This is a genomic window from Allokutzneria albata (assembly GCF_900103775.1).
Lineage (GTDB): Bacteria > Actinomycetota > Actinomycetes > Mycobacteriales > Pseudonocardiaceae > Allokutzneria > Allokutzneria albata.
In genome coordinates this window covers 3770028-3776213 of sequence record NZ_LT629701.1, presented here as the reverse complement: position 1 = coordinate 3776213, position 6186 = coordinate 3770028, and the positions used below count along the sequence as shown (strand labels likewise).

The following is a 6186-nucleotide window of genomic DNA, read 5'->3' as shown; positions in this document are numbered from 1 at the left end:
GTTTCCCACCAGGCACCCCAGACCCTCAAAGTGAAAAATGACAAAAAGGGCACGTCTCCGTGCCGATCAACTATGGTGATGTTCCCGAAGACGTGTTACTTGGTCTCCGTCGAGCGGTGCTGCGTCTCGTTGGCGTTCTCCCCGCCGCGCAGCTCGGCCGCGGTTTGAACCATGTACGCCCCGAGGTCGGCTATCTTCGCACCGGTTTCCTGACCAGCCGTGCCGAGGTTGCTGGCGGTGTTGGGGTCGTACTGCTTCTTCATGGCCGCGCCGATTTTGTCGTCGCCGAACGTGCGGCTCTTGCTCTCGGTCTCGTGGCCGCTCTTGGCGTTCTGGGTGGAGGCCGTGCCGAACTCCTGTCCCGCCTGCGAGATGCGGTTGCCCAGGGACTCCAGCTGTTCAAGGAAGACGCGAAGGTTTCCACTCATTTCTTCTTCTCCTTCCGCTCGGCATAGACCTCGGCGTCGCTGCGGAACACCTCGGCCAGCGGGTCCTCCTCGTCGAAGGTGCCGCCACCTGCAAGATTCCGCAGCTCACGCATCTCCGGGGGGAAATGCTCGTTCATAATATCTTGCGACTGCTCGCGCACGTCCTGGACCGCCGCGTTGCACGCATTCAAAATCTTGCTTCTCAGTTCTGCGGCATCCGGTTTGCGAAAAACCCTCGGATCGATTTCCAGGTCGACCACTTGGCCGCGCGGTCCGACGACGACTTTCACCATCCGGTCGTCCGACCAGGCGGTGCCGCTGATGTCCATCATCCGCTGTTGCGTCTGAGGAATGGCGGCGGTCGTCTTTTGCAACTGCTCCAGCATGCTCTCGAAGAAGTTGTCACCCGGCATCGAGTAATCCATGCTGCCCTCCCTTGACGCGCGCCGTGTTCGCCGGGTCGCCTGCTTGGCGCCCTCGGGCCATTATCCTATTATCGCGGCCGTGAACGCCAAGCGTATCGGCCGCGGTCTTGTTCTCGCGGTCGTGCTCTCCGCAGGCCTGCTCGTCGCTCCCGGCACCGTGACGGCGCAACAGCAGTGCGTCACCGGCGGCTCCGACATCCGCTCCGTTCCGTGGCCGCAGCGCCAGCTCGCGCCGGAACGCGCCTGGCCGATGACCACCGGCTCCGGGCAGAAGGTCGCGGTGATCAGCACCGGTGTCGGGGACAACCCGCTGCTCTCCGGCAAGGTCGCCGACTCGACCGTGCTCGCCCGCACCGACGGCCGCAACGCCAGCGGCAAGCCGGACTGCATGGGAACGGGCACCGGGGTCGCGGGCATCATCGCCGCCGCCAGCTCCCAGGGCGTTGGTTTCCACGGTGTCGCACCGGACGTCGTGCTGCTCTCGGCCAAGGTCGTCGCGGACAGCTACACCTCGGGCGGCCCGCCGAAGGCCGTCGAGCCCGGCCTGCTCGCTGACGCCGTCGACTGGGCCGTGGGTAAGGGGGCGTCGGTGATCGCCGTGGCCGAGGTCGCCCGCGAGGACAGCGCCCAGTTGCGGCAGGCGGTGCAGAACGCCCTCGCGAAGGGCGCCGTCGTGGTCGCGGCCACGGGAGAGCCCGCTGGCAACGACAGCCCGTACGCGGGCAAGCCGACCTACCCGGCATCCCAGGAAGGTGTGCTCGCGGTCGGCGCGGTCGACGAGAGCGGCCAGCTGGCGACCGCCGCCAGCAGGATCGACATCGTCGCGCCTGGGCTGAACGTGCTGACGACCGCTCCCGGCGGCGGGCTGGCCACCGGCGGCGGGAGTTCCTTCGCCACCGGCTACGTCGCCGCGGCCGCGGCGCTGGTGCGCTCGTACTGGCCGAACCTGTCCAATGCCGACGTCGTCAAGCGGTTGCGGGCCACGACCACCCCGGCCAACGTGGGGCCGGACCTGCGTGCCTACGGCGACGGAATCGTCAACCCGTACCAGGCGGTGATCGATCAGATGGCCAAGGGAGCTCCGGTGGTCCTGCCACCGCTGCGGCAGGAGGAGCCCTCCGCCGAGGAGAAGGCGCGCATGGCCGCCGAGGACCACGCGAGGGCGTGGGGCTTCGGCGCCGCGGGCATCGGGATCGGAGTGGCCGGACTGGTGATCGCGCTGGCGGTCTTCTGGCCGAAGGGCCGCCGCCGCGGCTGGCGCAGCGGACTGGCACCCGATCCCGTGGAGCACCCCGAGGACGAGCTGCCCCAGCCGCCCGCCGAACTCTTCGGCGGGCGCACTGGGAACAGCTGACGGGGTCGTCCGCACGGTGCTCGTCCCTCGGGATCCGGATGGCGGCGGGGCCAGGGTGGGTAAAGGAGAGCCACCCGCGCGGGGTGGGACCGGACTCTCGCCTTAGAAGAGGCCGGTCAGGGACTGGTCCAGGGCCTGCATGTCCTGCGAGCCCAGGGTGGTCTTCTGGCCGAAGTTCTCCTGGGCGCTGCCCATGCCGTCGGCCATCTGGTTCCACTCGATCTGGGCCTGCTCGAACGCCCCCATCGCGGCACCCTTCCAGGCGTCACCGCAGATGGACTGGGCCTCGCGCATCAGGGCGGCGAACGCCTCCTTCAGCGCCTGCGCGTGGGTCCGGGTGTTGGCGCCGAGCGTCTCGACTTCACCGAACCTGTATCCGATGGGCATGCTCATGGGTCTTCCACCTTCGAGTCTGGTCTTCGCTGGTTGAGTAGCTGGTGAGCGTGCTGGGACGGGACGTCAGCCCATGCGGCTGTTGAAGAGCTTGCCGTCCTCGCCCAGGTTCAGCGCCTCGAAGTTGCGCTTCTGCTCTTCGGAGAAGTCCAGCACCCGGTTCTTGGTCTGGGTGACACCGTTGAGCAGCTTGGTCAGGATCTCCTGGATCCGCTTCCACTCGTCGCTGAAGTCTTCCTGCTTCGCCAGCGCCGCCTGGGCCGCGGGACCCGTCCACGAGCCACCCACGTTGCTCATGTAGTCCTGCCGGATCTTGTTCATGATCTCAAGCGAGTCGTTACCGCACTGCTCGATGGCCTTCTCGAGCTTGATCATCATGTCTTCTGTGAGCTTGGCTTCCGACACGGGCTGGTCACCTTCGATCTTGGAATCAGCGAGTCGTTCACATTTCCGACGCACCGTACCGGCGCGCGGTTCCATCGGACCCTAGAACAAGCTTAACCGCAGGTTGAAGCCTCGACTCTTCAGTTTCGATGGAAAAGTTATTCGGATTTAGCGTGCGTTCAGCCCGCGCTGTGAACCGATCCAGCCATGCTCGGGTCCAGGGTCGGACCCACCGGGATGCGCTGCACGAGCGATGCGGGCATCGACACCGCCGACGCGGGTGAGTAGCCGAGCTTGCCCAGCACCTCGGCGCTGGGCACCGGGTAGCGGATGCCCAGGTCGGTGACGATGTTGAGCGCCCCGCCGTCCGCCCGGTCCGACGCCGTCGCGCGCACGATCACCACTCTGCCCGGCGGGAGCAGCACGCGGTCGGCCAGCTTCGTGCCGCCCTGCGTCTGCGCCCGCGTGGCCAGGCCGTTCGCCAGCGCGTCCGCCCTGCCGCCGAGGGAGACCTCCGGGGCCGTCTTGGCGTCCACCGCTCGCGAGCACACCGGGGCCTTGCCGCCGTCGCCGACCACCGCGAGCGTGGGCGGCTGCGCGGGAAGGGCCGCCGTGCCGGGGGCGGGGAGCAGCGCGTTGCTGCTCGGGGCCGCGGTCGCGGCGGCGGCGGAGACCTCTACCGGCTGCACCGAGTACTGCCCGCGCAGGATGCGCACCTGGAAGTCGTTGATCGGCGCGAGACCGTCGGTGCGCACCAGGTAGTTCTGCACGCCGTTGCCGACCTGGTGGAAGACGATGTCGCCGACCTTGCGGCCGGTGAGCACGGTGGAGTTCTGGCCCTGGTTGTCCACCTGGATCGGCCCGATGTCCTGGCCCGCGGGCAGCCCGTTGAGCCAGGCGGAGCCGACGGGCTCGATCATCGTCTGGGCACCGAAGACCGAGCGCAGCAGCGGATCGGGGGAGGCGCTGGTGATCCGGTACCGGTGGTTGTGCCAGACCAGGTGTGTGCTGCGGTCGGACTCGTCGCGCACCAGCAGGCCGCGCTCGCCGAGCGGGGTGCCGCCGGGAACGCCCGCCCCGACCATCAGCGTGGTGGTCGGCGTCAGCCCGCCGGTGCCGTTGTCGCCGAGCACCGAGCAGGTCGTCCACGGTTCGGTCAGGGCCTGCTCGGCGTCGGGCAGCGACATCGGAGCACCGGGGATGCCCACCGTCGCGCCGCCGCGTGCGATCCCCGCCAGGTCGGCGGCGGACACCCGGTACGGGCCCGACGTGGTGGTGCCGCCCGCGCTGAGCAGCCGCGCGGAGGTGTAGTTCAGCGTGGGTTGCAGGGTCGCCTGCGCGTCCGCGCCGATCCCGGGCAGGTAGACGAAGGTCGCTCCGGTCTCCCGCTCGATGATCACCGCGCCCGGCTGCTTCCACGAGGTGCCGCCGATCCCGGTGAAGATGCCGTAGATGCCGTACCCGGCCGCGACCAGCACCGCGATCATCACGCCCGCGAACACCGCGCCCACGCCGCGGCGCAACGGCGTCTGCTCGGGGTCGGTCTCGCGCAGCATCACCGCGGAGATCACCCGCTGCATCATGAACTGGTACGCCTGGAGCTGGTCGCGTCGGGTAGCCACGCTCGTCCTTCGCTGGGTGGGGGCATCGGTCGCGGCATCAGCCGACCGAGGCCATCAGTCCTTGCACGTAGAAGAAGAAGCCGGTGATGTAGCCGGCGTAGGGGATCAGCGCGATCAGCGCGACCACGTCCAGGATGTCGGCGAAGCGGCCGAGCCACGGGGACGGCGCCTTCTTGCTGTAGGTCAGCGCGGAGAGCGCCACCAGCGCGGCCAGCACCACGACGCCGAGCAGCAGCAGCGAGCGCGCCAGCGTGGTGTCCACGACCGACACCCACCCGCCCGTCAGCATCAGCGTCACCAGCACGCCGGAGAGCAGTAGCGGCAGCCGCTGGCGGGGGATGGGGAACAGCCGGGCGCGCAGCACCAGCGCGAGCGCGGCCAGGATCGCCATGGTGATCCGGGAAGCCCCGCCCTCGGTGATCAGGTACATCGAGGCCACCACGCTGCAGACGGAGACGCCGAGCAGCAGACCGGAGAGCGCCTCGTCGGTGCGGCCGACCGCGGCCACCACGACCGGGAACGGCGGCTGCCTGTCCTCCTTGACCAGGTCAGCGGCGCGCTGCGGCAGCTCCGGCAGCGGCAGCCTGCCGATGCGCATCGCCAGCATCGGGTAGCCCGGGAGCAGCCCGATGCCCACGGCGAGTACCACCGACGCCGCGCCGCCCACGGTCATCGAGCCCGCCAGCAGCGCCCCGAGGGCGCCGAGCACCCCGGTCAGGATCGCCGCGACGAACACCCGCCCCGCGACGGCGATGGAGACGTAGCCGACCACGCCGAAGACCAGCAGCGCGATCGCGGCCAGCAGCAGCTGGGTCGAGCCGAAGCCGAGCAGCGGCATGTGGTTGGCAGCGGTGAGCTGGTAGCCGCCGACGACGGCGTAGGGCAGCGAGCCGCCCGCGAAGACCACCCCGGCCCAGGCGTCGGGCACGGCGCGGGCGATCGTCACGCCGATCGCCATCAGCACGGCACCACCTGAAAGCATGATGATGCCCGGGACCAGCCACGGTGGCTGGAACAGCAGACCGCCCAGTGAGCCCGCGAGCAGGATCGCCGTGGCCAGCGCGAGCCCGCAGCGGCGGGTCGCCGTGTTTCCCCAGCTGCGGCCGAAGCGGCGGGAGCCGCTGGCGATCGCCTCGACCAGGTCGTCGTAGGAGATCTCCGGCCACTCCGCCTGGCCGGGGCCCAGGTGCAAGATCTCGCCGTCGCGCACCTCCTGGGCGCCCAGCGTGCGCTGGCTGTCCAGCGCTTCCCCGGTCGGTCTCCGCAGGACCCAGCCGCCGTGGCGCTCACCCTCGTCGGCGGCGTCCTCGCCGGCGTGGCGCAGCAGATAGGGCAGCAGCTCGGCGACGGTGACGTCCTCCGGCAGGGCCACGTCGATCGTGCGCTTGGGGGTCACGACCGTCACCTTGGCCAGGGTGGCGCCCCGTACGGGCATCGTCATGCGCACCTCCCACAAATGGATCGGGCATACCGGGCACAATGAGAGCGTGATTCGCGGGGGCGGGCAGCACAGACAATCACCGGGGTAGTTTGCCCCATCAATACTGCGGCCGTTTCAGCACCAGGATTTTCGGGAGAAG

7 protein-coding genes are annotated in these 6186 nt (G+C 69.4%); 1 reads left to right on the top strand and 6 read right to left on the bottom strand.

The features are described 5' to 3' along the window. Positions 1–95: 95 nt before the first annotated feature. Both BLT28_RS17010 and BLT28_RS17005 read right to left on the bottom strand, forming a co-directional pair. A complete protein-coding gene (locus tag BLT28_RS17010; protein WP_030430349.1) occupies positions 96–428 on the bottom strand; it encodes a hypothetical protein in 333 nt (110 codons plus the stop codon). Further along, positions 425–853, bottom strand: a complete 429-nt coding sequence (locus BLT28_RS17005; RefSeq protein ID WP_030430348.1) for a YbaB/EbfC family nucleoid-associated protein — start codon at positions 851–853, stop codon at positions 425–427. Before BLT28_RS17005 ends, BLT28_RS17010 begins: the two co-directional genes overlap by 4 nt. Positions 854–932: 79 nt before the next feature. Between BLT28_RS17005 and BLT28_RS17000 the strand changes: the two genes are divergently transcribed. Further along, complete coding sequence (locus BLT28_RS17000; protein WP_043812057.1) at positions 933–2207, top strand: S8 family serine peptidase; 1275 nt, start codon at positions 933–935, stop codon at positions 2205–2207. Positions 2208–2309: 102 nt separating this feature from the next. Here BLT28_RS17000 and BLT28_RS16995 read toward each other — a convergent pair whose 3' ends face one another. The 4 genes from BLT28_RS16995 to eccD all read right to left on the bottom strand — a co-directional run bounded on the left by BLT28_RS16995 (position 2310) and on the right by eccD (position 6047). Next, positions 2310–2600, bottom strand: a complete 291-nt coding sequence (locus BLT28_RS16995) for a WXG100 family type VII secretion target (protein WP_030430346.1) — start codon at positions 2598–2600, stop codon at positions 2310–2312. Positions 2601–2666: 66 nt separating this feature from the next. After that, positions 2667–3005, bottom strand: coding sequence for a hypothetical protein (locus BLT28_RS16990; RefSeq protein ID WP_030430345.1), 339 nt, complete (start codon positions 3003–3005; stop codon positions 2667–2669). 158 nt (positions 3006–3163) lie between these two features. Next, complete coding sequence (gene eccB, locus BLT28_RS16985; RefSeq protein WP_030430344.1) at positions 3164–4606, bottom strand: type VII secretion protein EccB; 1443 nt, start codon at positions 4604–4606, stop codon at positions 3164–3166. 37 nt (positions 4607–4643) lie between these two features. Continuing rightward, the gene (eccD, locus tag BLT28_RS16980; RefSeq protein ID WP_030430343.1) at positions 4644–6047 is read right to left on the bottom strand and encodes a type VII secretion integral membrane protein EccD; all 1404 of its coding nucleotides are present in this window, start codon (positions 6045–6047) and stop codon (positions 4644–4646) included. Between the last annotated feature and the right edge of the window lie 139 nt (positions 6048–6186).